Origin of the sequence: Paraburkholderia sp. Ac-20336 (assembly GCF_017105025.1) — a bacterium.
In the GTDB taxonomy this organism is placed as follows: domain Bacteria; phylum Pseudomonadota; class Gammaproteobacteria; order Burkholderiales; family Burkholderiaceae; genus Paraburkholderia.
The window spans coordinates 1-23246 of sequence record NZ_JAAGPS010000113.1; the positions used below are offsets into that span (position 1 = coordinate 1).

General features: G+C 64.6%; 18 protein-coding genes. 11 read left to right on the plus strand and 7 right to left on the minus strand.

Translation table 11 applies throughout. From position 1 onward, the window contains the following. Positions 1 to 51: 51 nt before the first annotated feature. Positions 52 to 1170 (plus strand): 3-deoxy-7-phosphoheptulonate synthase, encoded by a 1119-nt coding sequence (locus GXB81_RS24320; RefSeq protein ID WP_277396804.1) that lies wholly within the window; start codon positions 52 to 54, stop codon positions 1168 to 1170. A gap of 203 nt (positions 1171 to 1373) precedes the next feature. On the opposite strand, the gene GXB81_RS24325 is transcribed toward GXB81_RS24320, so the two are convergent. Beyond that, positions 1374 to 1652 carry an HU family DNA-binding protein gene (locus GXB81_RS24325; RefSeq protein WP_167039836.1) on the minus strand — a complete coding sequence of 93 codons (279 nt, stop codon included), beginning with the start codon at positions 1650 to 1652 and terminating at the stop codon, positions 1374 to 1376. Positions 1653 to 2328: 676 nt separating this feature from the next. Between GXB81_RS24325 and GXB81_RS24330 the strand changes: the two genes are divergently transcribed. The 3 genes from GXB81_RS24330 (at position 2329) to GXB81_RS24340 (ending at position 6919) form a co-directional block, all read left to right on the plus strand. Continuing rightward, positions 2329 to 4308 (plus strand): EAL domain-containing protein, encoded by a 1980-nt coding sequence (locus tag GXB81_RS24330; protein ID WP_205990535.1) that lies wholly within the window; start codon positions 2329 to 2331, stop codon positions 4306 to 4308. 281 nt (positions 4309 to 4589) lie between these two features. Continuing rightward, positions 4590 to 5507 (plus strand): LysR substrate-binding domain-containing protein, encoded by a 918-nt coding sequence (locus tag GXB81_RS24335; protein WP_205990536.1) that lies wholly within the window; start codon positions 4590 to 4592, stop codon positions 5505 to 5507. 149 nt (positions 5508 to 5656) lie between these two features. Continuing rightward, positions 5657 to 6919, plus strand: coding sequence for an MFS transporter (locus GXB81_RS24340; RefSeq protein ID WP_205990537.1), 1263 nt, complete (start codon positions 5657 to 5659; stop codon positions 6917 to 6919). A gap of 57 nt (positions 6920 to 6976) precedes the next feature. On the opposite strand, the gene GXB81_RS24345 is transcribed toward GXB81_RS24340, so the two are convergent. Beyond that, a complete protein-coding gene (locus GXB81_RS24345) occupies positions 6977 to 7582 on the minus strand; it encodes a peroxidase-related enzyme (RefSeq protein WP_167039828.1) in 606 nt (201 codons plus the stop codon). A gap of 424 nt (positions 7583 to 8006) precedes the next feature. Here GXB81_RS24345 and GXB81_RS24350 point away from each other — a divergent pair, with 424 nt between their 5' ends. After that, positions 8007 to 9026, plus strand: coding sequence for a DedA family protein/thiosulfate sulfurtransferase GlpE (locus GXB81_RS24350; protein ID WP_205990538.1), 1020 nt, complete (start codon positions 8007 to 8009; stop codon positions 9024 to 9026). Between the two features lie 86 nt (positions 9027 to 9112). On the opposite strand, the gene GXB81_RS24355 is transcribed toward GXB81_RS24350, so the two are convergent. Then, positions 9113 to 10240, minus strand: coding sequence for an MBL fold metallo-hydrolase (locus tag GXB81_RS24355; protein WP_205990539.1), 1128 nt, complete (start codon positions 10238 to 10240; stop codon positions 9113 to 9115). A gap of 83 nt (positions 10241 to 10323) precedes the next feature. On the opposite strand from GXB81_RS24355, the gene GXB81_RS24360 reads away from it, so the two are divergent. Beyond that, positions 10324 to 10938 carry a TetR/AcrR family transcriptional regulator gene (locus GXB81_RS24360; protein WP_167285590.1) on the plus strand — a complete coding sequence of 205 codons (615 nt, stop codon included), beginning with the start codon at positions 10324 to 10326 and terminating at the stop codon, positions 10936 to 10938. A 150-nt stretch (positions 10939 to 11088) separates the two neighbouring features. Beyond that, positions 11089 to 11706 (plus strand): dihydrofolate reductase family protein, encoded by a 618-nt coding sequence (locus tag GXB81_RS24365; RefSeq protein ID WP_205990540.1) that lies wholly within the window; start codon positions 11089 to 11091, stop codon positions 11704 to 11706. Between the two features lie 33 nt (positions 11707 to 11739). Here the strand turns inward: GXB81_RS24365 and GXB81_RS24370 are convergent, their stop codons facing one another. Beyond that, positions 11740 to 12444, minus strand: coding sequence for a GntR family transcriptional regulator (locus GXB81_RS24370; RefSeq protein ID WP_167285592.1), 705 nt, complete (start codon positions 12442 to 12444; stop codon positions 11740 to 11742). A gap of 218 nt (positions 12445 to 12662) precedes the next feature. Here GXB81_RS24370 and GXB81_RS24375 point away from each other — a divergent pair, with 218 nt between their 5' ends. Both GXB81_RS24375 and GXB81_RS24380 read left to right on the plus strand, forming a co-directional pair. Continuing rightward, positions 12663 to 13937: a glucarate dehydratase family protein gene (locus GXB81_RS24375; protein ID WP_205990541.1), complete on the plus strand. Its 1275-nt coding sequence runs from the start codon at positions 12663 to 12665 to the stop codon at positions 13935 to 13937. A gap of 69 nt (positions 13938 to 14006) precedes the next feature. Beyond that, positions 14007 to 15335 (plus strand): MFS transporter, encoded by a 1329-nt coding sequence (locus tag GXB81_RS24380; RefSeq protein WP_205990542.1) that lies wholly within the window; start codon positions 14007 to 14009, stop codon positions 15333 to 15335. A gap of 132 nt (positions 15336 to 15467) precedes the next feature. On the opposite strand, the gene GXB81_RS24385 is transcribed toward GXB81_RS24380, so the two are convergent. After that, positions 15468 to 16376 carry a LysR family transcriptional regulator gene (locus GXB81_RS24385; protein WP_167039811.1) on the minus strand — a complete coding sequence of 303 codons (909 nt, stop codon included), beginning with the start codon at positions 16374 to 16376 and terminating at the stop codon, positions 15468 to 15470. A 113-nt stretch (positions 16377 to 16489) separates the two neighbouring features. On the opposite strand from GXB81_RS24385, the gene metE reads away from it, so the two are divergent. Continuing rightward, positions 16490 to 18781 carry a 5-methyltetrahydropteroyltriglutamate--homocysteine S-methyltransferase gene (gene metE, locus GXB81_RS24390; RefSeq protein WP_205990543.1) on the plus strand — a complete coding sequence of 764 codons (2292 nt, stop codon included), beginning with the start codon at positions 16490 to 16492 and terminating at the stop codon, positions 18779 to 18781. A gap of 221 nt (positions 18782 to 19002) precedes the next feature. On the opposite strand, the gene GXB81_RS24395 is transcribed toward metE, so the two are convergent. After that, positions 19003 to 20910 carry a hypothetical protein gene (locus GXB81_RS24395; RefSeq protein WP_167285596.1) on the minus strand — a complete coding sequence of 636 codons (1908 nt, stop codon included), beginning with the start codon at positions 20908 to 20910 and terminating at the stop codon, positions 19003 to 19005. A gap of 241 nt (positions 20911 to 21151) precedes the next feature. Here GXB81_RS24395 and GXB81_RS24400 point away from each other — a divergent pair, with 241 nt between their 5' ends. Continuing rightward, positions 21152 to 21883 (plus strand): YukJ family protein, encoded by a 732-nt coding sequence (locus GXB81_RS24400; protein WP_205990544.1) that lies wholly within the window; start codon positions 21152 to 21154, stop codon positions 21881 to 21883. Between the two features lie 97 nt (positions 21884 to 21980). Here the strand turns inward: GXB81_RS24400 and GXB81_RS24405 are convergent. Further along, positions 21981 to 23246 (minus strand): aldehyde dehydrogenase (locus GXB81_RS24405; protein ID WP_205990545.1); only part of this gene is annotated, 1266 nt, incomplete at its 5' end.

Below are 23246 nucleotides of genomic sequence, written 5' to 3' on the forward strand. Positions count from 1 at the left end.
CCGCATGGAAAGGCGGCCACGCCGCCTTATCAACCGCTTCCGGAGAAGATTTTGAGCGCCCTCGACAACCCCTTGCACGATCAGGAAATCGGCTCGGCCGACGCGACCCAGGACACCACGCGCATCGACGACGTGCGCATCGGCGCGGTCCGTCCGCTGATCTCGCCCGCGCTGCTGCAGGACGAACTGCCGGTGCCGCCCGCGGTGCAGACGCTCGTCGAAAAGACCCGCGTGGAAATCGCCGATATTCTGCATGGCCGCGACGACCGGCTCGTGCTGATCGTCGGTCCCTGCTCGATTCACGATCACGACCAGGCGATCGAATACGCGCACAAGCTGAAGGCCGCCGCCGATCACTACAAGGACAACCTGCTGATCGTGATGCGCGTGTACTTCGAAAAGCCGCGCACGACGGTCGGCTGGAAAGGCTACATCAACGATCCGCGTCTGGACGGCAGCTTCCGCATCAACGAAGGCCTGCGTCTCGCGCGGCAACTGCTGCTCGACATCAACGGGCTGGGGCTCGCCACCGCGACCGAATTCCTCGATCTGCTCAGCCCGCAGTACATCGCCGATCTGATCGCCTGGGGCGCGATCGGCGCGCGCACGACCGAGAGCCAGAGCCATCGGCAACTCGCTTCGGGGCTCAGCTGCCCGATCGGTTTCAAGAACGGCACCGACGGCGGCGTACAGATCGCCGCCGATGCGATCGTCGCGGCGCGCGCGAGCCACGCGTTCATGGGCATGACGAAAATGGGCATGGCCGCGATCTTCGAAACGCGCGGCAACGACGATGCGCACGTGATCCTGCGCGGCGGCAAGAAAGGACCGAACTACGACAGCGCGGCGGTCCAGGCGACCTGCGAGGCGCTCGGTTCAGCGGGTCTGCGCGAACAGGTGATGATCGACTGCTCGCATGCGAACTCGAACAAGTCGCATCTGCGTCAGATCGAGGTGGCGCAGGATATCGCGCGGCAGTTGTCGCAAGGCGAGCGCCGCATCATCGGCGTCATGCTGGAAAGTCATCTGGAAGAAGGCCGTCAGGACCTGAAGCCTGGCGTGCCGTTGCGTCACGGCGTGTCGATTACGGATGCCTGCGTGAGCTGGACGCAAACCGAGCCGGTGCTCGCGATACTCGCCGACGCCACCCGTCAGCGTCGCGCGGGCTGAGCCGCCGCGCGCCTGCGGCAGCCTGGCTTTCGCTGAAAGCCAGGCACACGCGCCACGCCAGCCGCCGGACCAACCTGCCTGTCGGGATTGCCGGGGTTGGGCAGCGCGTGATTCCTCACACCCGATGCCGCGCCTTTGCGCGCCTCACGGCACGCATGGCATGCTGGAGAGCGCAGCGCGCGTCCGGTGCGAAGCGCGTTCCATTACGACGCGTTGACGGCTTCCTTGAACGCCTTGCCCGCGGTGAACTTCACCGTCTTGGCGGCAGCGATCTGGATTTCCTCGCCCGTCGACGGGTTGCGACCCACGCGTGCTGCGCGCGCGCCGGTCGAGAAAGAACCGAAACCGACCAGTTGCACCGTATCGCCGCCCACCACGGCCTTGGTCACCGCTTCGACGATCGCGTCGATGGTCTGGCCGGTGGCCGCTTTGCTTTCGCCCGTCGCTGCGGCGACTGCGTCAATCAGTTCCTGTTTGTTCATAGCACTTCCCGTATGGTAATCATGGAACCGGCGCCCTTTCGAGGCGCCGGGACCGACACACTAACGCATAGCCCCACCTTCGCGCAAACCCTTGGTGTAAGGCTTGTATCGCCGACGCGGGGCACATTTAACGATTTCCCGGCGCAAAGTGCCATAAGAATCGCGGGCTTATGCGTGCCGGCCATTTCGGGCGCGCGCGCCGCGCATCACAATCCGTTGCAATTTCAGTGCTTTAGCGCGGACCCCGCGCGCATCGCGGGCCTCGCCGTCATGGCGGGGCGGTTCGCGGCGAGTGCGCTCCACACGTGCGCGATGCTCTGAAAATTTACTTTCGGCAAGCCATTAAAAATCGTGGCGACCGTGCGGCAGGGCCTTCCTGCGCTGTCTTGCCGCCGCCCTACGCGCTGCCATATCGCGCTTTTTTTGATGCGCGGCCAACCCGGCATGTCGTGGCACTTTGAACATGACACGGCATAAACGACTGGTTTCGCTGCGATCTACGCTCATCATCCGGTAGTACTTACCGGGAAGAATGCGAGCCCGTCTTCGTTTTCCCGGCGTTTCTGCGTGGAGCCCGATGGCCCGTCCGCATCGACGAGACGGCCCGCTCAAGTTTCGCAGCATCCCGCCGATATAGAAGCGGCGCGGGCCGCGCAAACGTCTTCGAGGGATGGGAATGGTTTGGCTAGCAAGGTTGAGAAAAGCGCTGTCGGTCGCGCAAGGCGATCCGGAAATCGTGCGCGCGCAGTTGCAGGCATTCAGCCGCCAGATACCGCTTCTGTACTTCATTCTGCTCGTCAACACGGCCTCGGTCGCGATCACGCATCTCGATAGCGCGCCGGCCCCGGTGTCGATCTACATGCCCGCGGCGCTCGGCCTGATGTGCATCGCGCGCTGCGTGCGCTGGTGGCGCGTGCGGCATCGCGTGCTGACCCCGGAGCAGGCCGTCGCCGAAATGCACAGCCTGACCTGGCTCGTCGGTCTGTTCGGCGTTGCGTTCTGCGCCTGGTCGCTGCTGCTGTTCCCGTACGGCACCGCCTTCGAGCGGGCCCAGGTCGCGTTCTATATGGCCACGACGCTGGTCGGCTGCGTGTTCTGCCTGATCCATCTGCGCGTGCCGGCGCTGCTGCTGCTTTGCATCGTCATCCTGAGTTTCGCCGTCTTCTTCGTTCTGACGGGCTATCCGGTCTTTATGGCGATGGCGGTCGACATGACGCTCGTGGGCGTCGCGCTCGCGCTCGTCATTCAGCGCTACTGGCGCACCTTCGCCGACGCCGTGCATGCGCAGCGCGAATTGCAGGCGAGCCAGCAGAATACGCAGCGTCTGAGCGACGACAACTTCCGGCTCGCGAACATCGACAGCCTCACCGACCTGCCGAACCGGCGCAGTTTCTTCGCGTCGCTGCGCGAGATGTCGGAGCAGGCCTTCGCCACCGGCGGCAGCTTCAACGTCGGCCTCATCGATCTGGACGGCTTCAAGCAGGTCAACGATATCTACGGGCATTCGAGCGGCGATCTGGTGCTGCAGGAAGTCGGCGCGCGCCTGCTCGCGCTCGACGAACCGGGGCTGCTGTTCGCGCGCCTCGGCGGCGACGAATTCGGCGTGCTCGTGCAGTACAAGCTCTCGAACGACACGCTGATCGAGTTGGGGCAACGCATCTGCGATACGCTGAGCCAGCCGTATCAGGTCGCGGACAACGTCGCGGAACTGTCGGGCACGATCGGCTGGGCCGCGTTTCCCGAAGCGGGGTCGACGGTCGCGCAGGTGTTCGAGCGCGCCGACGCCGCGCTCTACGTCGGCAAGGAAAATCGCCGCGGCATGCCGGTGATTTTCTCGACCGAACACGAGACACGCATTCGCCGCCTGAGTCTCGTCACCCAGGAACTGCGTCACGCCGATCTCGACGCAGAGCTGTTCCTCGAATTCCAGCCGATTTACGATCTGCTCACGCTGCGGCCCATCGGGCTCGAAGCGCTCGGCCGCTGGCAGAACACGCGGCTCGGCATGGTCAGGCCCGAGGAGTTCATTCGGATTGCAGAGCGTACCGAACTGATTCTGTGCATCACCGAAGTGCTGCTGCGCCGGGCGCTCGCCGAAGTCGTGCACTGGCCGCCCGTGCTCTATCTGTCGTTCAATCTGTCGGCGGTCGATATCTCGACGTCGGCACGCGCGCGGCGGCTCATCGATATCGTGCTGGACAGCGGCGTGCCGCCGCATCGCGTGACGTTCGAAATCACCGAGACCGCGTTGACGCGCGATTTCGAACAGGCGCGCAGCGCGCTCACGATGCTCAAGCAGGCCGGCTGCCGCGTTTCGCTCGACGATTTCGGCACCGGCTATTCGAGTCTCAGCTACGTGCACCGCCTGCCGTTCGATACGATCAAGATCGACCGCGGTTTCGTGAGCGACGTCGACTCGAACAGCGCGTCGAAGAAGATCATCAAGTCCGTGATCGACCTGTGCCGCAATCTCGGCCTCGAATGCGTGGTCGAAGGACTCGAAACGCCGTTGCAGGCCGAGGTCGTCAAGGCGCTCGGCGCACGCGCGGTGCAGGGCTATCTGTTCAGCCTGCCGATGCGGGCGAGCGCGGTCGGCACCTATCTGCGCGCCGCGCTCGCGCAGGGTCACGCGGCGGAAGTGGAAGCGCAGGGCTAGCCGCGCGCCGCGACGTGCCCGCCATGCGGGCGGGGCAAGGTATGCTTGCGCGAGACGCTGTTGTCTGGCATCAGGCCATGCTGTCGGGCCGTACTATCCATGCTATCGGGCCGCACTATCGAACCACGCGATCGGGTTGTACTACCGGGCTGCACTACCGGACCGCACTATCTGGTCGCACTTCGGGGCCCCACTTCGGGTCGCACTTCGCAATACCGCACACGAGACATCACGCAGCACGCGCGCCGTTCGCGAGATGGCCGCTCCAGGGGGAACGCATCATGCCGCTTCGTTTGCCGCCGCTGCCCGCGCTTCGCTTTTTCGAAGCGGCCGGACGGCTCCAAAGTTTCAAGCTCGCCGCGGCGGAGCTCAACGTCACGCCGAGCGCGATCAGTCACGGCATCGTCGGCCTCGAACAGGCGCTCGGCGTCGAGCTGTTCGTGCGCGAACCGCGCGGCATTTCGCTGACGGCGACGGGCGCCGATTATCTGTCGTACGTCTCCGAGGCGTTTTCGCTGATCGCAATCGGCACGCAGCGTCTGCCGAATCATCGCGCGGACCGCCCCATCGCGCTCAGTTGCGCGCCGACCTTCGCCGCACTCTGGCTATTGCCGCGTCTCGCCGGGTTTCGCGCGCGCTGGCCGAACGTCAGCGTGAGCGTGGATACGTCGCATCGTCAGGTGGGCTTTCCGGTGGACGGCTTCGATTTCGCGATTCGCATGAGCCGCGCGCCGGTTGCCGGCATGGCCTGGACGCGTCTGTTCGGCGAGCGTTTCGTGCCCGTGTGCAGCCCCGCCTATCGGCAAACGCTGCTCGACGAGCACGGCGCGGCGAGCCTGCAACACGCGACGCTGATTCACGTGAATGCCGCCAGCGAAGACTGGCAGGCGTGGCTCGACGCGACCGGCGCCGATGGCGTCGACGTGAGCGGCGACCTGCGCGTCGACACGATCCAGCTTGCGTTCGAGGCGGCCAGCATGGGGCTTGGCGTCGCGCTCGGCCGCAAGCCGCTCGTCGACGGCGCTCTCGCGAGCGGCGCGCTCGTCGAGGCCTGCGCGGGCACGATCGCGTCGACCACCGCCTACTGGCTCGTCAGCGCCGAAAACGCGGAAAGCGCGATTCGCCGGCCGGAGCTGGCCGACTTCAAGCTCTGGCTCGCCGACTCGGCGGCACAGTTCGATTCGCAGGCCGCGGCGTAATCGCACGGCATGGGCGCGACATAACTGTGGCATAAGCGCGGCATAGGCACGGCACCGGAACAGATGAGCCACGCTCACCTGTCGCCGAAAACTTTTCTTTTGCCGCAGCGGCTGCGGACTGCGAACATGGCGCTCAAGGAGAACCCGCCATGTCGACCACCCATAGCAAGCGCTACCCCGCTGCCTTCCATCCGACGACGACCACGCTCGTGATCGTCGCCGGCGCGCTCGTCCTGAGCGCGGCGATGGGCATCCGCCAAACCTTCGGGCTGTTCATCGGCCCCTTCTCGTTCGATCGCGGCGTACCGGTCACGCAGATCGCGTTCGCAATCGCACTGCACAACCTCGTATGGGGCTTCGCGCAGCCGTTCGCGGGCGCGGCCGCGGACCGCTACGGCTCGGCGCCCGTGGTCGCGTTCGGCGCGACGACCTTCGCGGCCGGCCTCGGGCTCGCGGCGGTCGCGCCGGGCGGCGCCTTGCTGATCGTCGGCATGGGCCTGCTGGTCGGCATCGGCGTGAGCTGCACGACGTTCGGCGTCGTGCTGCCGGCAGTGGGCCGCATCGCCTCGCCGGAAAAACGCAGCCTCGCGATGGGCCTCGTCAGCGCCGGCGGCTCCGCGGGCCAGGTGTTGATGGTGCCGCTCGTGCAAGGCATCCGCCTGCACGCGGGGATCGCGACCTCGCTGTTCGTGCTCGCGTTCGTGATGCTGCTGGTCGCGCCGCTCGGTATCGTGCTCGATCGGCGCGCCCCGACACCGGCGGGCGCTCAGCCGCAGGAAGCGCCGGCCATCCCGCTGCGTGCCGTATTCGCGCAGGCCGCGCGCAATCGCGGCTACCTGCTGCTCACGCTCGGCTTCTTCACGTGCGGCTTCCAGCTCGCGTTCATCGCGACGCATCTGCCCGAATATCTGACGCTCTGCCATATGCCGCTCGGACTCGGCGCCACCGCGCTCGCGCTGATCGGCCTCTTCAACATGGCGGGCAGCTGGGCATGCGGCTGGCTCGGCGGCCGCTTCCGGCAGCATTACGTGCTCGGCTGGCTTTATCTGCTGCGCAGCGCGACGATCGGCGTATTCTTCGTGCTGCCGAAAAGCGCCACGTCCGTCGTGCTTTTCGCGGCCGTGATGGGCCTCACGTGGCTCGGCACCGTGCCGCTCACGAGCGGTCTCGTCGCCAAGGTGTTCGGCACGCGCCATCTCGGCAGCCTGTTCGGCATCTGCTTTCTGAGCCATCAGATCGGCTCGTTTCTCGGCGCATGGCTCGGCGGCCTCGTCTTCGATCTGACCGGCTCGTACTCGCTGCTGTGGGAAGCGACCGTTGTCGCCGGCGTGCTGGCCGCGATGCTGCACTTCCCGATCGACGATACGGCGGCGAGCGCGCCCGCGCCGCGCGCCAGCCCTGCGCGCGCCTGAGGCGAACCTCGCTGCGAGCCGCTGCCGCTACGGATACCGAAGCAATCTCAGCCGAGGCTATTTCTTCGGCGTGTCCGCGGCGGCTTTCGGCACGCGCCCCATCAGATAGAACTCGTCGTTCGGACGCATCGAGATCACGTTGGCCATGCGGTTCGACAGGCCGAAAAACGCGGTAATCGCCGCGATGTCCCAGATGTCTTCGTCGGTCAAGCCGTGCCCGCGCAGCGTCCGGAAATCGTCCTCGCCGACCGTGCCGGATGCGCGGCACACCTTGAGCGCGAAATCGAGCATCGCTTTCTGACGCTCGGTGATGTCGGCCTTGCGATGATTGACGGCGACCTGGTCCGCGAGCAACGGCGCCTTTTCGTAGATGCGCAAAATCGCGCCGTGCGCGACGACGCAGTACAGACAATCGTTGAGCGCGCTCGTCGCGACCACGATCATCTCGCGCTCGCCTTTCGTGAGACCGCCTTCCTTCAGCATCAACGCATCGTGATAAGCAAAGAACGCGCGGAATTCGTCGGGGCGATGCGCGAGCGTCAGAAACACGTTCGGCACGAAACCGGCTTTCTCCTGCACCTCGAGAATGCGGGTACGGATATCGTCAGGCCACTCGCCGGGCTCGGGCACCGGGTAGCGGCTGATGGGCTGAAGCGTTGCCATACGCTGTCTCCGTGATGTCCTTCAGGGTGTGGAGATCATTGTAGCAACGCCCTGGCGACGCCATTCGCGCCGAACAAGGTCCGATATCGCCGCGCGCAATCAGGCGGCCGAACATGAACGCGCAGTGCCGTACGATCCGTTGGGGGATGGGTGATGCGGTGCAATGTCGCATCGCTTGTCCCGCACGGTTCGGCTTTCTGATGCCCCATCAAGACAGCCCACCCCAGCCCACCCCTCCCCGCCGCCGCAAAAACCCCGCCGCGCCGATGTGCTTTCACAACGCCGACCCGCTACCTGTGCTTAAATCCGTCTTTCGCGCCGACGCGCGCGCCTGCTTCCGCGAGGCCGCCAGCGTCGCCCGTGCCATGCACCGGCCGGGCGCGGGCGAATTCCCTCTTTTGCTTGCCTTATCAGGAGCGCGGTTGTGTGGCATTTTCCGGTTGCTATTCCAGCCTCTCTCGGCGTGTGGGCCGTGTTCATGAGCGTGCTCGTCACGCAGCTCGGCATGCCGATTCCGGCCGCGCCGATGCTGATTCTCGGCGGAACCATGGCAGCCATGGGACAGACCTCGTACGCCGCCGTGGTGTGCGCGGCGGTCGGCGCTACGCTGCTGGCCGACTCGCTATGGTTTTTCGCCGGACGCGCGTACGGCCGCCGCTTGCTGAACTACCTCGTGCGCTTCTCGCTGTCGCTGGACACGACCCTGCGCGCCACGCGCAACACCTATGAGCGCTATGGCGCGCCGATTCTCATGGTCGCGAAGTTTCTGCCGGGCGTCGGACTGATTTCCGCGCCGCTGCTCGGCACGACCGCAATCGGGGTCGGCGTGTTCCTGTGGTGGGACCTGGTGGGCGCCACGCTGTGGGCCAGCGCATGGGTCATCGGCGGCGGCGCGCTGCACGATCAGATCGTGCAATTGATGCTGCTCGTGCGGCGCAACGGCGGCACGATCGTCGATACGTTCGCGGTGATCTTCGCGGTAGCTCTGCTCTATCGCTGGTTGCGCCGTTTGCAGTTTCGCCGCTGGCTCGCGCATACGCGCATTTCGCCCGACCAGCTCGACGAAATGATGAAGTCGAACGAGCCGCCGCTGATTCTCGATGCGCGTCCACACACCGTGCGCGAAAAAGAATCGCACCGGATTGCCGGCGCGCGGCCGCTCGACCTCGATTCACCCGATCCGATTCATCCGGACTTTCTGAAGCGGCCGATCGTCGTCTATTGCGTGTGTCCCAACGAGGCGACGGCCAAGCGCATCGTCAAGCAACTGCATCGCAAGAACATTCATCATGTGCGCGCGCTGAAGGGCGGCCTCGATGCATGGGAAAAGCGCGGCTATCCGGTCGAGCCGTTGCCGCCCGACTTCAATACGGCCATGGCGCATATGCTCGAAGACAAGGGCAACGAGGGCGAATATACGGTGCGCACGCGACTCGCGGAATAGCTATTGACAACCCATCACACCACTCCTGTCATCGAGCGTCACTCCACGACATGACGCGCGCGCTCACGATTCCGGCTGAGCACCGCTCAGGAGGACTCGGCGCTCTCTGCATGGCGCGCCGCGCACCACCGCCACGCAGACCTCGGCGCGGCGACCGGCTCCACGACATCGCGCCACCAGCGTTCGCCGCGATGCACCGCGTTCAGATCGAGCCGCTCGCCCATGCGTGGGGTCGATAGCGCAACCCCGCGCGCCAGCGCCAGTCCTGTCACTCTTTCGAACGGCTCCTGCCAGCGATGCATCGCGAGGTCGAAGGTGCCGTTGTGAATCGGCACGAGCCAGCGGCCGCGCAGATCGATATGCGCCTGCACGGTTTCTTCGGGCTGCATATGAACGTACGGCCACATCGGATCGTAAGCGCCGGTTTCGACCAACGTGACGTCGAACGGTCCGAGGCGCTCGCCGATCATGCTGAAGCCGTCGAAGTAGCCGGTGTCGCCGCTGAAGAACACGCGCAGATCGTCATCGGCGATCACCCATGAAGCCCATAACGTGCTGTTGCCGTCGAACAGGCTGCGCCCGGAAAAGTGCTGGGCCGGCGTCGCGGTGAACGCGATGCCGTCGACCCGCGTACCCTGCCACCAGTCGAACTGCTGCACCCTGTCCGCGTCGATGCCCCATTCGATCAACCGGTCGCCGACGCCGAGCGGCGTCAGAAACACCCCGGTGCGCTGCGCCAGCGCGAGGACCGTTTCGCGGTCGAGATGGTCGTAGTGGTCGTGCGAGAGGATCACGCCGCGCAGCGGCGGCAAATCGTCGAGGGCGATCGGCGGCGCATGAAAGCGCTTCGGACCGAGCCTGCGAAACGGCGAGGCTCGCTCGGCGAACACCGGATCGGTCAGCCAGAACTGGCCGCGCAACTTCAGCAGCAGTGTCGAATGACCGAGCCGGTAGAGGCTGCGGTCGGGCGCCGCGTCGAGTTGCGCGCGCGTCAGCGTTTCGACGGGCAATACCGCTGCCGGCACGGTGCCGCGCGGCTTGTTGAACAGCACCGTCCACGCGAGCCCGAGCGTCTTGCGCAGGCTTTCCGCGGGACGCGGCCTGACGTTGCGAAAGCGCTCGCCGTCATGCTGCGGCGAGTGGCCGAACGTCGCGCGGCTATGTTGCGCGGCACTCACGCCGAGCATACGGCCGACCAAAGCGGGAAGCGACATGATGAGTTGACCTTCAAAAAATGTACACTCGGCAGTGTAGTTTATTTTCGAGAAAAGTAAACTGGCCAGTGTAAAATCTTTCCATGGAATCGACTGCCCCACCCCAACGTCTGACGGACCGCAAGCGTGTCGCGATCGTCGGCGCCGCGATCGAGGAATTCCTCGCGGCCGGCTACGACGCGACCAGCATGGACCGTATCGCCGCCCGCGCGAACGTCTCGAAGCGTACGGTCTATAACCATTTTCCGAGCAAGGAGGCACTGTTCGCGGCGATTCTTCATCAGCTATGGGATGCGAGCCAGGGCGGCGATGCGCCCGCCTATCGGGCCGACAAGCCATTGCGCGGGCAGTTGCTCGATCTGTTGCAGCGCAAGCTGCGGCTGCTCAACGACGAGTCCTTCCTGTCGCTGGCACGGGTGGCGATCGCGGCGGGCATCCATTCGCCGGAGCGCGCCCGCGACATGGTCGCTCGCATGGGAGAGCGCGAGGAAGACCTGACGGCCTGGGTCCGCGCGGCGGCCGCCGACGGTCGCCTCAAGACCGGCGATCCCCTCTTCGCGGCGCTGCAGTTGCAGGTGCTCGTCAAGGGTTTTGCGTTCTGGCCGCAGGTGACGATGGGGCAAGTGCCGCTCGATGCCAAAGAGCAGAAGCGCATCGCGGAAGCAACGGCGGATATGTTCCTCGCGCGGTATGCGTGAGCCGATTCGTCAGGCTCACGCGCAACGCCCGTGTCTCATGATGTGCCTCACTCGGCCATCGCGTGCAAGCCGCTCGCCGGCCTGTCGATTTTCAAGCGTATCGTTCGTCGTATCTGCGTACCAATCGTGTCCGTAGACCTGGAGAACATCATGCGCAAGCTCACCGTTTCCACGTTCATCAGTCTGGATGGCGTCACCCAATCCCCCGGGGCGCCAGCGGAAGACACCAGCGGCGGATTCCGTCTCGGCGGCTGGATGGTTCCCTATGCTGACGAAGCCATCGGCCAGAACCTGTGGGACATGCTCTCGCAGCCGTTCGAGCTGCTGCTCGGGCGCAACACCTACGACATCTTCGCCGGATACTGGCCGCACGTGCCGGCGGATTCGAACAGCCGCGCCATTGCCGACCTGTTCAATAGCGTCCCCAAGCACGTGGCCACGCATCGCGCCGATACGCTCGGCTGGCAAAACAGTCACGCGTTGCAGGGCGATCTCGCCGATGCGATACGCGCGCTTCTGCGCGAAGACGGTGCCAATCTATTGACGTTCGGCAGCGGCGAGATGGTGCGCCAGTTGCTCGCGGCGGGCCTCGTGGATGAACTTCGCCTGCAGGTGTTCCCCGTCATGCTGGGACGCGGCAAGCGCCTGTTCGGCGACGACGCGTCCGCCTCCGCCTTCACGCTCGCGCACTCGGTCAGCACGCCGGGCGGCGTGTTGATTACGCGCTACCTGCGCGACGGCGAGGTGCGCACGGGCGAGTTCGAATAAGCCGATCGACTTCAGGCGCCTCGCCCAACGCGCTCAATCGTCCGCCAGAAAATCCGGATGACTCGTGCGAATCTGGTCGATCTGGTTCAGCGTGCCCGATAGATGCTTGCGCAGCGCGGTCTGCGCGGCCGGTACATCACCTTGGTCGATCGCATCGACAATTTCCGTGTGATCGCGCACCACCGCCGCCGTCTTGCCCGCCACCGGCAGATGCAGACGACGCAGCCGGTCGATATGGCCGCTGCGCCGGCGCACGAGGTCCCACAGTTGCGGCACGCCCGCCGCCTCGTACATCTGGCGATGAAACGCCTGATCGAACAGCGCGAAATGCTCGTAGTCCTTCAGATCGAGCAGTTCCGTCTGCTTCGCGATGGTGGCGCGCAACTGGGCGATCAGCCCCGCATCGCGTTGCTCCGCGAGCGTGCGCACGACTTCGAGCTCGATCGAGCGGCGCAGGAAATGCGCCTGCAAGGCCGAGGTCACGTCGATCTGGCTCACGACGGTCGCGTGCTGCGGAAAGATGTCGACGAGCCCTTCTTCGCCGAGCTTCATCAGCGCGTCGCGCACCGGCGTCTGGCTCAGACCGTAGCGGTTCGCGAGCTCGGTGCGCGAGAGCACCGTGCCGGGCGTCAGTTCGAGGGAAAGGATCATGTCGCGCAGTCGTTCGAACACTTGAGGCGCGGCGTGGCGGGACCGGTCGAGCCGGGTCACCCCTGACGAAATAGCGTGGTTTTTCATGACGGAAACTGAAGCGCTGAAACGTGGACGCAAACGCAACCGGCTGCGGCCGCGCACTGAAACATTAGAACTATAGCCGACGCGAGCCCCTTCCAGCGGGCTTCCCGGCCGCCTCGCACCGAACGGGGACTGGGTAGTTTCCCTACTGACGCACTAATATATTAGTGCTTTACTATGCCGCCATCGACCTTTTAACCTTTCATCGCCCATTTCCGACCATGACTCGCGACATCACGATCACGCAGGTTCGCATTACGCCGATAGCCTTCCGCGACGGCCCGCTGCTCAACGCCGCCGGCATTCACGAACCTTGGGCGCTGCGCGCCATCCTCGAACTGGAGACGAGCGACGGCCGCGTCGGTATCTCCGAGACTTATGGCGACGAACCCATGCTGCGCGTGCTCGACCAGGCGAAGTCGCTCGTGGTCGGCCTCTCGCCGTTCGACCTCAATCGCATGGAAGAACGCGTGCGCGGCACGATCAAGGCGAGCACCGACGCGGTCGAATTCGAACTCGCGCCCGGCTCGCATTCGGCCAAGAACGCGCCGAAAGTCATCAGCGCCCTCGAAGTCGCGATGCTCGACCTGCAAGGGCAGATCGTCGGCGCGCCGATCGTCGACCTGCTCGGCGGCAAGGTACGCGACGCGGTGCCCTACAGCGCCTACCTGTTCTTCAAGTACGCCGAACACATCGAGAAGCCCTATGCGCCCGACGCCTGGGGCGAAGGCCTGAGTCCTGAACAGATCGTCGCGCAGGCGCGCCGCATGATCGATCTCTACGGATTCCAAAGCATCAAGCTGAAGGGCGGCGTGTTCGAACCCGCGCATGAAATCTCCTGCATGAAAGCGCTCGCGAAGGCGTTCCCCGGTATGCCGCTGCGGCTCGACCCGAACGCGAACTGGACGCTCAAGACGAGCATCGAGGCCGCGCCCGAGCTCGACGAGATTCTCGAATACTACGAAGACCCGTGCCCGGGACTCGCAGGCATGGCCGAGTTGCAGAAGCATACGAAGCTGCCGCTCGCGACCAACATGGTGATTACGACCATTGACGATTTCCGCCGCGGCTGCGAAATGGGTTCGATCAAGGTATTGCTGTCGGATCACCACTACTGGGGCGGCCTGCGCGCGACGCAGACGCTCGCGCGCATGTGCAGGCTGTGGGACCTCGGCATGTCGATGCACTCGAACTCGCACCTCGGCATCAGCCTCATGGCGATGACGCACGTCGCGGCCAGCATCCCGAACCTGACCTACGCGTGCGACACGCACTATCCGTGGCAGGAAGAAGAAGTCATCCAGGGCGGCCGCGTGCAATTCGACGACGGCTCGGTCCGCGTGCCGACGACGCCGGGCCTCGGCGTCGAACTCGATCGCGCACGGCTCGCCGAACTGCACGCGCAGTACCTGTCGTGCGGCGTGCGCAATCGCGACGACCTCGCGCAGATGCGCAAGTACGACCCGGGCTTCAGCGGCAAGAACCCGCGCTTTTGATCCGTACTGCCGATCCACAACACACCGACCCGGCACGCCACACGCACTGCCACCGAAGGAGACAGGCTCATGAGTAGAACCATCCCGGACGCGCCGCGCCACGACCCGGCCGGCGTGCTGGCGAGCGCGGTACACAAGATCAAGTGGCGCGTGCTGCCGCTCTTCGTGGTGATGTTCATCGTCAACTATATCGACCGCGTGAACATCGGCTTCGTGCGCCAGCATCTGAGCGCCGATCTCGGCATCGGCGCGGCGGCGTATGGTCTCGGCGCGGGGCTCTTCTTCGTCAGCTATGCGATCTTCGAAGTGCCGTCGAACATGCTGCTGCAGCGCTTCGGCGCAAAGCTATGGCTGGCGCGCATCATGCTCACGTGGGGGCTCGCCGCGGCCGGCATGGCCTTCGTGCGCGGCGAGATGTCGTTTTACGTGATGCGTCTCGTGCTCGGCGCGGCCGAAGCCGGCTTCTTTCCCGGCGTCATCTACTACTTTACGCAATGGCTGCCGGGCAAGGAGCGCGGCAAGGCGATGGCGATCTTCCTGAGCGGCTCGGCGCTCGCCTCGGTGCTGTCCGGGCCGATCTCGGGCGGGCTCATGCTGATCAATGGCGCGGGGCTGCGCGGCTGGCAATGGATGTTCCTGATCGAAGGCATGTTCTCGGTCGTGCTGGCCGGCTTCATCTGGCTATGGCTCGACTCGAAGCCGCGCGACGCCGCCTGGCTCACGCGCGCCGAGCAGGATGCGGTGATCGGCGACATCGAGGAAGAGCAGCGGCAACGCGAAGCGGTGCATGCGGTCAAGCCGTCGCTGTGGAGTCTGCTGCGCGATCCGCAGATCCTGATCTTCTGCGTCATCTATTTCGCGGTGTCGCTGACGATCTACGGCGCGACCTTCTGGCTGCCGAGCATCATTCGCAAGATGGGGCACTTCAACGACTTGCAGGTCGGGCTGTTCAATTCGATTCCGTGGCTGATCTCGATCGCGGCGATGTACTTCTTCGCGATGCTCGCGGCACGCTTCAAGTTCCAGCAAGCCTGGGTCGCGTGCGTGCTGCTGATCGCCGCACTCGGCATGTACGCGGCCGGCCAGGGCGGCCCGCTGTTCTCGTTTATCGCGATCTGCTTTGCGGCAATCGGTTTCAAGGCCGCGTCGTCGCTCTTCTGGCCGATTCCGCAAGGCTATCTCGACGCGCGGATTTCCGCGGCGGTGCTCGCGCTGATCAATTCGATCGGCAACCTGGGCGGCTTCGTCGCGCCGGCCGCCTTCGGCTTTCTCGAACAGAAGACCGGCTCGATCGAAGGCGGCATGACCGGACTCGCGGTGATGTCGGTCGTGGCCGCCGGGGTCGTGTTCTTTTCCCGCATGGCGCCTCGCGAGGGCGTGCCGGCTTCCGCGCATTAGGGGGTGTAGGGAGAGCTCGCGCCAGGCGAGCCGCAATCGGGTCGAGACAAATGGACTATCTGAACGCGGCGGCTTCTCGCGACGACAGGCAATCCGCTTCGTTCATCCAACCCAACACAACTACCGACGCACCTACCTACGCACCTTCGCCTCGCTCCACTCCGGCTCGCGCGCGGCCTTCACGAAGGCCGCCAGATAGTCGATCTCGTCGTCGGCCTCGCGGGTGCCGAGAAAAATCTGTTTGGCGATGCCCTTCCTGCCGAGTTGCAGCGGCGTGATCGGCATCCAGCCCGCGTACTCTTCCGCGAGCCAGCGCGGCAGCGCCGCGACGCCCCGGCCGCTCGCGACCATCTGCAGCATGATGTCCGTCGTCTCGATCACCTTGTGGCGCCTCGGCACGACGTTGGCCGGCGTCAGAAACTGCGTGTAAATGTCGAGCCGGTCGGTCTCGACGGGATAGGTAATCAACACTTCGCTCGCGAGCTGTTCGGGCGTGACGTACGCTTCGTCCGCCAGCGCATGTCCGTCGGCGACGACCAGCACCTGTTCGTAGTCGAATACCGGCTGGAAACGCAACCCGGGCCGCTTCAGCGGATCGGGCGTAACGAGCACGTCGATTTCGTAGCCGATCAGCGCGCCGATGCCGCCGAACTGGAAACGTTGCTTCACGTCGACATCGACGTCGGGCCAGCGCGCGAGATACGGCGACACCACCTTGAGCAGCCACTGATAGCACGGGTGGCATTCCATGCCGATACGCAGCGTGCCGCGCTCGCCTTGCGCGTACTGCTTCATGCGTTCCTCGGCCAGCTCGAACTGCGGCAGCATGCGATTGGCGAGCCCGAGCAGGTACTGCCCGGCCTGCGTGAGCCGCATCGAACGGCCCTCGCGCGTCCATACCGGCGTGCCTAGCTGCTGCTCCAGCTTCTTCACCGCGTGGCTCAGGGCCGACTGCGTGAGATTGAGCGTATTCGCGGCGGCGGTGAGCGACCCCAGACGCTCCACCTCGCGCACGACCATCAGGTGACTGCGCTCCAGCATGCCTCACTCCATGAACAAAATCGATCCTTGTATGAAATAAATCCATTTTTATTCATACACGGAAAATTCTATCATCGCTGCCAGTTACTTCTCCTTTGAACGGCACACGCAACATGGTCACTACGCACAACCTCGGTTTTCCGCGCATCGGCGCGCAACGCGAACTGAAATTCGCCCTCGAAAAATACTGGAAAAACGAATCGTCGCGCGACGAACTGAAAGCCGTGGGCGCGCAGCTTCGCGAGAGTCACTGGCAAGACCAGGCGCGTCTGGATTTCGTGCCCGTCGGCGATTTCGCGTTTTACGACCAGGTGCTCGACATGAGCTTCACGCTCGGCAACCTGCCCGAACGCGTGCGCGGTTTCCACGGCGACACGCTCGACAACTACTTCCGCGTCGCGCGCGGCCGCTCGGCGCAAAGCGCCGAAGATCACGGCGGATGCTGTGGCGGCGTGGCCGCCGGTGAAATGACGAAGTGGTTCGATACGAACTATCACTACATCGTCCCCGAGTTCGATGCGAACACGCAGTTCTCGCTCGACCCGTCGCGTCTGCTCGAACAGCTCAACCAGGCCCGCGCGCTCGGCGTGAATGCGAAGCCCGTGATCGTCGGTCCGGTCACCTATCTGTGGCTCGGCAAAGCGAAGGACGACTCCGACAAGCTCGCGCTGCTGCCGCGCCTCTTGCCCGTCTACGCCGCCCTGCTCGACTACTTCACGGCACAGGGCATCGAGTGGGTGCAGATCGACGAGCCGGTGCTCGTGACGGAACTCGACGCGACGTGGCGCCAGGCGTTCCGTACGGCATACGAAGCGTTGTCGGAGCGCCGCGTCAAACTGCTGCTCGCCACCTACTTCGGCCAGTTGCAGGACAACCTCGAACTCGCCTGCAAGCTGCCCGTCGACGGCCTGCATATCGATGCGATCAACGCGCGCGATGAAATCGTCAAGGCCGTGGCGCAATTGCCCGCGACCTCGGTCGTCTCTGTCGGCGCAATCAATGGCCGCAACATCTGGAAGACCGATTTGAGCGCCGCGCTGGAATGGCTCGAACCGCTGCATCGCACGCTCGGCGAGCGGCTGTGGATCGCACCGTCGTGCTCGTTGCTGCACACCCCGGTCGATCTGAACAGCGAGCAGAAGCTCGACGCCGAAATCAGATCGTGGCTCGCGTTCGCGCTGCAAAAGCTCGACGAACTGAGCGTGCTGGCCGGCGCGCTGAACCACGGCCGCGCCTCGGTCGCCGATGCGCTCGCCGCCAACGCGAAGGCCATCGAGAGCCGCCGCACCTCGCCGCGCGTACACAACCCCGCTGTCAAGGCCGCCATCGCGCGCATCGATGCGTCGCTCGGCAAGCGCGCGAGCGCCTATCCGCAACGCGCGCAAAAGCAGTCCGCGATTCTCAACCTGCCCGCCTTCCCGACCACGACGATCGGCTCGTTCCCGCAGACCAGCGAAATCCGTCACGCACGCAGCCAGTTCAAGGCGGGTGCACTCGATCAGGCCGGCTACAAGGCCGCGATGGAGCGGGAAATCACGCGTGCCGTGAAGGAGCAGGAAGCGCTCGGCCTCGACGTGCTCGTGCACGGCGAAGCGGAACGCAACGATATGGTCGAATACTTCGGCGAGCAGCTGGACGGCTATGCGTTCAGCCAGTTCGGCTGGGTGCAGTCGTACGGTTCGCGCTGCGTGAAGCCGCCGATCCTGTTCGGAGACATCAGCCGCCCGAAGGCGATGACCGTCGAGTGGATCCGCTACGCGCAGTCGCAAACGACGAAGCCGATGAAGGGCATGCTGACCGGCCCCGTGACGATCCTGAACTGGTCGTTCGTGCGCGACGACCAGCCGCGTTCGGTGTCGTGCCATCAGCTTGCGCTGGCGATCCGCGAAGAAGTGCTGGACCTCGAAAAGGCCGGCGTGCGCGTGATCCAGATCGACGAAGCGGCGCTGCGCGAAGGGCTGCCGCTGCGTCGCGCGCAATGGAGCGAGTACCTGCAATGGGCCGTGGAATCGTTCCGCATCACCGCGAACGGCGTGCGGGACGAAACGCAGATCCATACGCATATGTGCTATTCGGAGTTCAACGACATCATCGCGTCGATCGCCGAGATGGATGCGGACGTCATCACGATCGAAACCTCGCGCTCCGACATGGAACTGCTCGATGCCTTCGACGACTTCAGGTATCCGAATGAAATCGGCCCGGGCGTGTACGACATTCACTCGCCGAACATTCCGAGCGAGGAGCATATCGTGAACCTGATGAAGAAGGCCGCCGAGCGCATTCCGGCCGGGCGCCTGTGGGTCAATCCGGACTGTGGCCTGAAAACGCGCGCGTGGGCCGAAGTGATTCCCGCGCTGACCAACATGGTGGCGGCCGCGAAAACGCTGCGCCAGCCGGCCTGAGCGTAGTGGCCCGCGCCGCGTGAAGTGAGCGCGGCGCGGATTCGCTCGATGTCGTTCGCCACTGCACGAGACTCGCCTGCCACGGAAATTTCGTTTAGCGGGCCGCGATACGGAACACCCGGGCAGTTCGGTTAGCGCTCGGTCACCGGCCTGCCGGCAGCGTCACGCAGAAAGATCGACAACGCAACCGCATCGAGCGCAATCGACGGCCTCGCCGCGTTTCACTTTGCCGAGGCTTTCCGGCGCGGCGCGGGCTTCGACGCATGCGGGCCGACCGCCGGCGACAAACCGCCCGTCAGCAGTTGCAGCGCCGGCCGTCTGCGCGTGGAGCTTTCCGCATGCGGTGTCGGCATCGCCTCGGACTTCGGCGTCGCGCTGAGCCAGAAGGCGAGTTCGGCCGACTTCACCGTATTGTCGGCGGCGAAATAGGCGTCCTGCCACGTGTCGTCCGAGGCGAGGAAATGCCACGCTTTTTCCTTGCGCTTTTCGAGCCAGTAGCGCCACGCGTAATGATCGTAGACGTCGAGGCAATGCGCGGCATAAGCCTCGGCCGCGGCGCGGTGTCCCTTGATGATGTTCAGGTTCTCGTCGTTGTTGTACGAGGCCTTGTAACCATCGTTGTGACTGCCCGTTGCGACGATGCAGTTATCCGTGAACGGATCGATGACGACGATCTTGTCATGCACGACCGCATTGCCCGCCTTGTTCAACTCCTGCTTCCATTGCGAGAACGCATCGCCCTTGGTCACGCCCGCCGTATGAATCACGCGGAAATCCTCGGGCAGCGGCGAGTCGCCTTTTTTAGGTGCTTTCACGGGCACCTGGCCATCGTGAAGCGCCGCATAGAACTCGCCGGCCGCGTTCGCCGCCGTGACGGCGCCGCGCACGAACAGCGTGGGGCGCGCCTTTTGCGCGGCCGCGATCGCATCGACGATGCTCGGATAACCGGGCTCGAACACGAGAAAAATAATCGACTGCCGTGCCTTGCCGATCAGATCGAACAGTTCCTGCAGATCGGGCGGACACGCTTCATCGGCCGGCGGTTTGCTCGCTCTCGCCTTCGGCGTGTTCGGCGAGAACCAGATGTCGAGGGTGCCGCTTCCGTCTTCGAGATCGATCGTGACGGGGCCGCTCGCATCGGCGGAACGCAGGGGCTTGGCCTGCGGCCCGGTTACCTTGGGACCCGGCGCCAGGGTGTCTTTCTTCAGGCGCGTCCAGTAGCCGCTATAAGCATTCGCCACCGCCGGCGAGCGGGCGATGATCGTGTTGTTGGTCTGCGCGCACAGGCCATGCGCGGTCACGTTGGTCGAGCCGAACAGAGCGGCCGTCGGTTTGCCGTCTTGCAGCAGCACCTGAAACTTGTTGTGACCGATATGATTGCTCGCCATGAAGCGGTCGGTCACCTTGACGCCCGCCGCTTTCATGTCGGCGCGCTCGGCCGAATAGACGTCGTTGGTTTTCTGACCGTTCGCGTCCTTGCCCGGCATGTTCGAGAGAATCAGATTCAACGAGCGCTGCAAGGGCTTCAGACACGCAATCACTTCGGGATCGTCGAGCTCGTAGAACGCGCACTGCAAGGTGCCGCCCGTTTGCGCGGCTTCTTTCGGCAGCGTGGTCAGCGCCTCGATCATCTCGCCGGCCAGATCGTTGCGAAGCGGATCGCCGATCGTGTAGATATGCTTCTGCAGCTTGTCGACGAGCTTGCCGCCGCCCGGCGTCGCTTCGAGCACGCTCGCGGTGGATTGCGTCGCGAGAATGCCGCGATTGAAATAGACCGACAGCGCGCCGTAGTCGGCCGTCAGCTGAATCTGATTCGACAGCAGCGGACCATAGGGCAACGGTTTCAGATTGCCGGGCGTGCCGCCCATCGGCACGATCCGGTAGCGGTAGGTACGGCCGCGAATCGCGGTGACGTCCTTCCAGAAGAACTTCTGCACCGGGTCCACGAACGTGGTGCGCCCCGCGCCGGCCGCCTGCCCCTTGAACGTCGCCATCGCGGGAAGCGGCGTTTCCGTTCCGGTCTGTACGTCGATGCGGGAAATGGCGAAGCCGAGACAGTCCTTCAGCTTGCCGCCCAGGGTCCATGCAATGACCGCAATATCGTTGTTCGAAAAGGCAATCGCTTTCACCCACCCTCCGTGCTATTCGACTGGCATCTCTCGGTTCGGATAACGTCATGGAATCCGGATAAAAGCACCGGCGTGCGCGTTTCATCGCATTCTTGCGCGCCCTTCTCCACTTGCGTTCCCGCGATCACGAAGGCCTCATCTAGCCTCGATAAACGTTGCAGGCGTGTGACACCGGATGCGCTTGTTTATCGTTCGGCGTCGCCTTATGCTTGCCGCTCAACTTCAGCAAGGTTCTTCAGCCATGAACGAATACTGCATGTTCAAAGGAACGCTGCTGCGCGCGGCGCCTTTCAAGGACACCTATGTCGGGAGTCCGCACTATGTGATTACCGTGTCGGGCAACGACGACAATCCATTCAATCTCGTCGTGAATTCGGCCTCGACCGACCCTGCCCCCAATGGCAGCGACGACGTGTATTTCTATGCCGACCTGAACTTCGACGACCCGCTGACCGCAAAATTGCAGGGGCTCGATCCGGGTCTGTACACGAGCGGTTTTCCGCGGCTCGACTACTGGCAGGACAGCAGCCTGCTCGACATCCATCGGATGCGGCCGGTTCCTTACGAAGATGAAGACGGCAATCGCTCCGATGTCAACGACATCATCAACGAGGTTCTAAGCATCGACGAGAGTCAGACGCCGGAAAGCCTTCCGTACGACAACGGCAGCGGGCAATTGCACAACCGCGATTTCTGGACGCCGACCACGGCGGGCATCGTGGTCTACGGGTTCGGCTTCCTGTTCCTGCCGAAGAAAGACGGTCTGCACGAAACCCACATGAATCAGGGCAATCCGCCCGGCAAGCACTACAAGGAGAATGGCGCGTTCCAGGACGGCGCGGTCATCATTCAGCGCGCCGATGGCTTTGCCGCGCTGTTCACCGCGTTCCAGACGCAGCGTTTGCCAACCAATGCGAACGGCAATCCGACGCCGAACTCGCGCCCGTTGCCGGAGTTTATTCAGGGGAGCTGAGTGGGCTGATCGAAGGCGCAGGTTGAGCGCGCAGGTTGAATGCACAAGTGCGCGCTCATCGATTTTTCGTAGCGATTTTTTGCGGTCGTCGTCGCACTCAGAACGGATAGTGACGCGGCGTCGTTTGGAGCGTGACCCAGCGCAGGTCAGTGAATTCTGCGATGCCCGCCTTGCCGCCGAAGTGGCCGAAGCCGCTCGCCTTCACGCCGCCGAACGGCATCTGCGCTTCGTCGTGCACGGTCGGGCCGTTCACGTGACAGATGCCCGACTCGATGCGCTTCGCCACATTGAGCGCGCGCGCCATGTCGCGGCTGAACACCGCCGCCGAGAGCCCGTATTCGTTGTCGTTCGCGCAGGCGATGGCGGCCGCTTCGCCGTCCACGCGCACGATCGCCTTGACGGGGCCGAACGATTCGTCGCGATAGATGCGCATGGCCGGCGTCACATGGTCGAGCAGCGTGGCGGGCATCAGCGTGGTCTCGCTCCTGCCGCCGCACACGAGCGTCGCGCCTTTCGCGAGCGCATCGTCGATCAGCGCGTTGCAGCGCTCGACGGTGCTCATATCGACCACCGAGCCGAGCACGACCGGGCCCTTGCGCGGATCGCCGAGCGGCAAGGCGCGCGCACGCGCGGCGAGCTGAGCGACGAACGCATCGGCAATGCGGGTGTCGACGATGATGCGCTCGGTCGACATGCAGATCTGCCCGGAATTCGCGAATGCGCCGAACACCGCCGCATCGACCGCCGCGCCGAGGTCCGCATCGTCGAGCACGACGAGCGGCGCCTTGCCGCCGAGTTCGAGCACGGACGGCTTCAGATGACGCGCGCAGGTTTCGGCGACGATGCGCCCCACGCGCGTCGAGCCCGTGAAATTCACGCGGCGCACGCGCGGATGCTCGATCATCGCCTCGACGATGCGCGCGGCGTCGGCCGGTGCGTTGGTCACGAAGTTCACGGTACCGCGCGGCAACCCCGCTTCCTGCATCGCCTCGATGATGAGCCCGTGCGTCGCGGGGCAAATCTCCGAGCCCTTCAGCACGACCGTGTTGCCGCAGGCGAGCGGCAAGGCGATCGCGCGGACCGCGAGAATCACCGGCGCATTCCACGGCGCGATGCCGAGCACGACGCCGGCCGGCTGGCGCACGCCCATCGCGAGACTGCCGGGCACGTCGGACGGAATCAGTTCGCCGGCGATCTGCGTCGTGAGCGCGGCCGCCTCGATCAGCCCCGCCGCCGCGAGGTGCACGTTGAAGCCGGCCCAGATGCCCGAGGCGCCGGTTTCGGCGGCCATCGCGGCGGCGAACGCGTCGGCCTTCGCTTCGAGCGCGTGCGCGGCCTTCGGCAGCAGCGCGCGGCGCTCGCC

Coding starts and splice junctions, on each gene's coding strand:
- GXB81_RS24325 (WP_167039836.1), bottom strand. CDS start 1,652: ATGAACAAACAGGAACTGATTGACGCAGTCGCCGCAGCGACGGGCGAA.
- GXB81_RS24330 (WP_205990535.1), top strand. CDS start 2,329: ATGGTTTGGCTAGCAAGGTTGAGAAAAGCGCTGTCGGTCGCGCAAGGC.
- GXB81_RS24335 (WP_205990536.1), top strand. CDS start 4,590: ATGCCGCTTCGTTTGCCGCCGCTGCCCGCGCTTCGCTTTTTCGAAGCG.
- GXB81_RS24340 (WP_205990537.1), top strand. CDS start 5,657: ATGTCGACCACCCATAGCAAGCGCTACCCCGCTGCCTTCCATCCGACG.
- GXB81_RS24345 (WP_167039828.1), bottom strand. CDS start 7,582: ATGGCAACGCTTCAGCCCATCAGCCGCTACCCGGTGCCCGAGCCCGGC.
- GXB81_RS24355 (WP_205990539.1), bottom strand. CDS start 10,240: ATGTCGCTTCCCGCTTTGGTCGGCCGTATGCTCGGCGTGAGTGCCGCG.
- GXB81_RS24360 (WP_167285590.1), top strand. CDS start 10,324: ATGGAATCGACTGCCCCACCCCAACGTCTGACGGACCGCAAGCGTGTC.
- GXB81_RS24365 (WP_205990540.1), top strand. CDS start 11,089: ATGCGCAAGCTCACCGTTTCCACGTTCATCAGTCTGGATGGCGTCACC.
- GXB81_RS24370 (WP_167285592.1), bottom strand. CDS start 12,444: ATGAAAAACCACGCTATTTCGTCAGGGGTGACCCGGCTCGACCGGTCC.
- GXB81_RS24375 (WP_205990541.1), top strand. CDS start 12,663: ATGACTCGCGACATCACGATCACGCAGGTTCGCATTACGCCGATAGCC.
- GXB81_RS24380 (WP_205990542.1), top strand. CDS start 14,007: ATGAGTAGAACCATCCCGGACGCGCCGCGCCACGACCCGGCCGGCGTG.
- GXB81_RS24385 (WP_167039811.1), bottom strand. CDS start 16,376: ATGCTGGAGCGCAGTCACCTGATGGTCGTGCGCGAGGTGGAGCGTCTG.
- metE (WP_205990543.1), top strand. CDS start 16,490: ATGGTCACTACGCACAACCTCGGTTTTCCGCGCATCGGCGCGCAACGC.
- GXB81_RS24400 (WP_205990544.1), top strand. CDS start 21,152: ATGAACGAATACTGCATGTTCAAAGGAACGCTGCTGCGCGCGGCGCCT.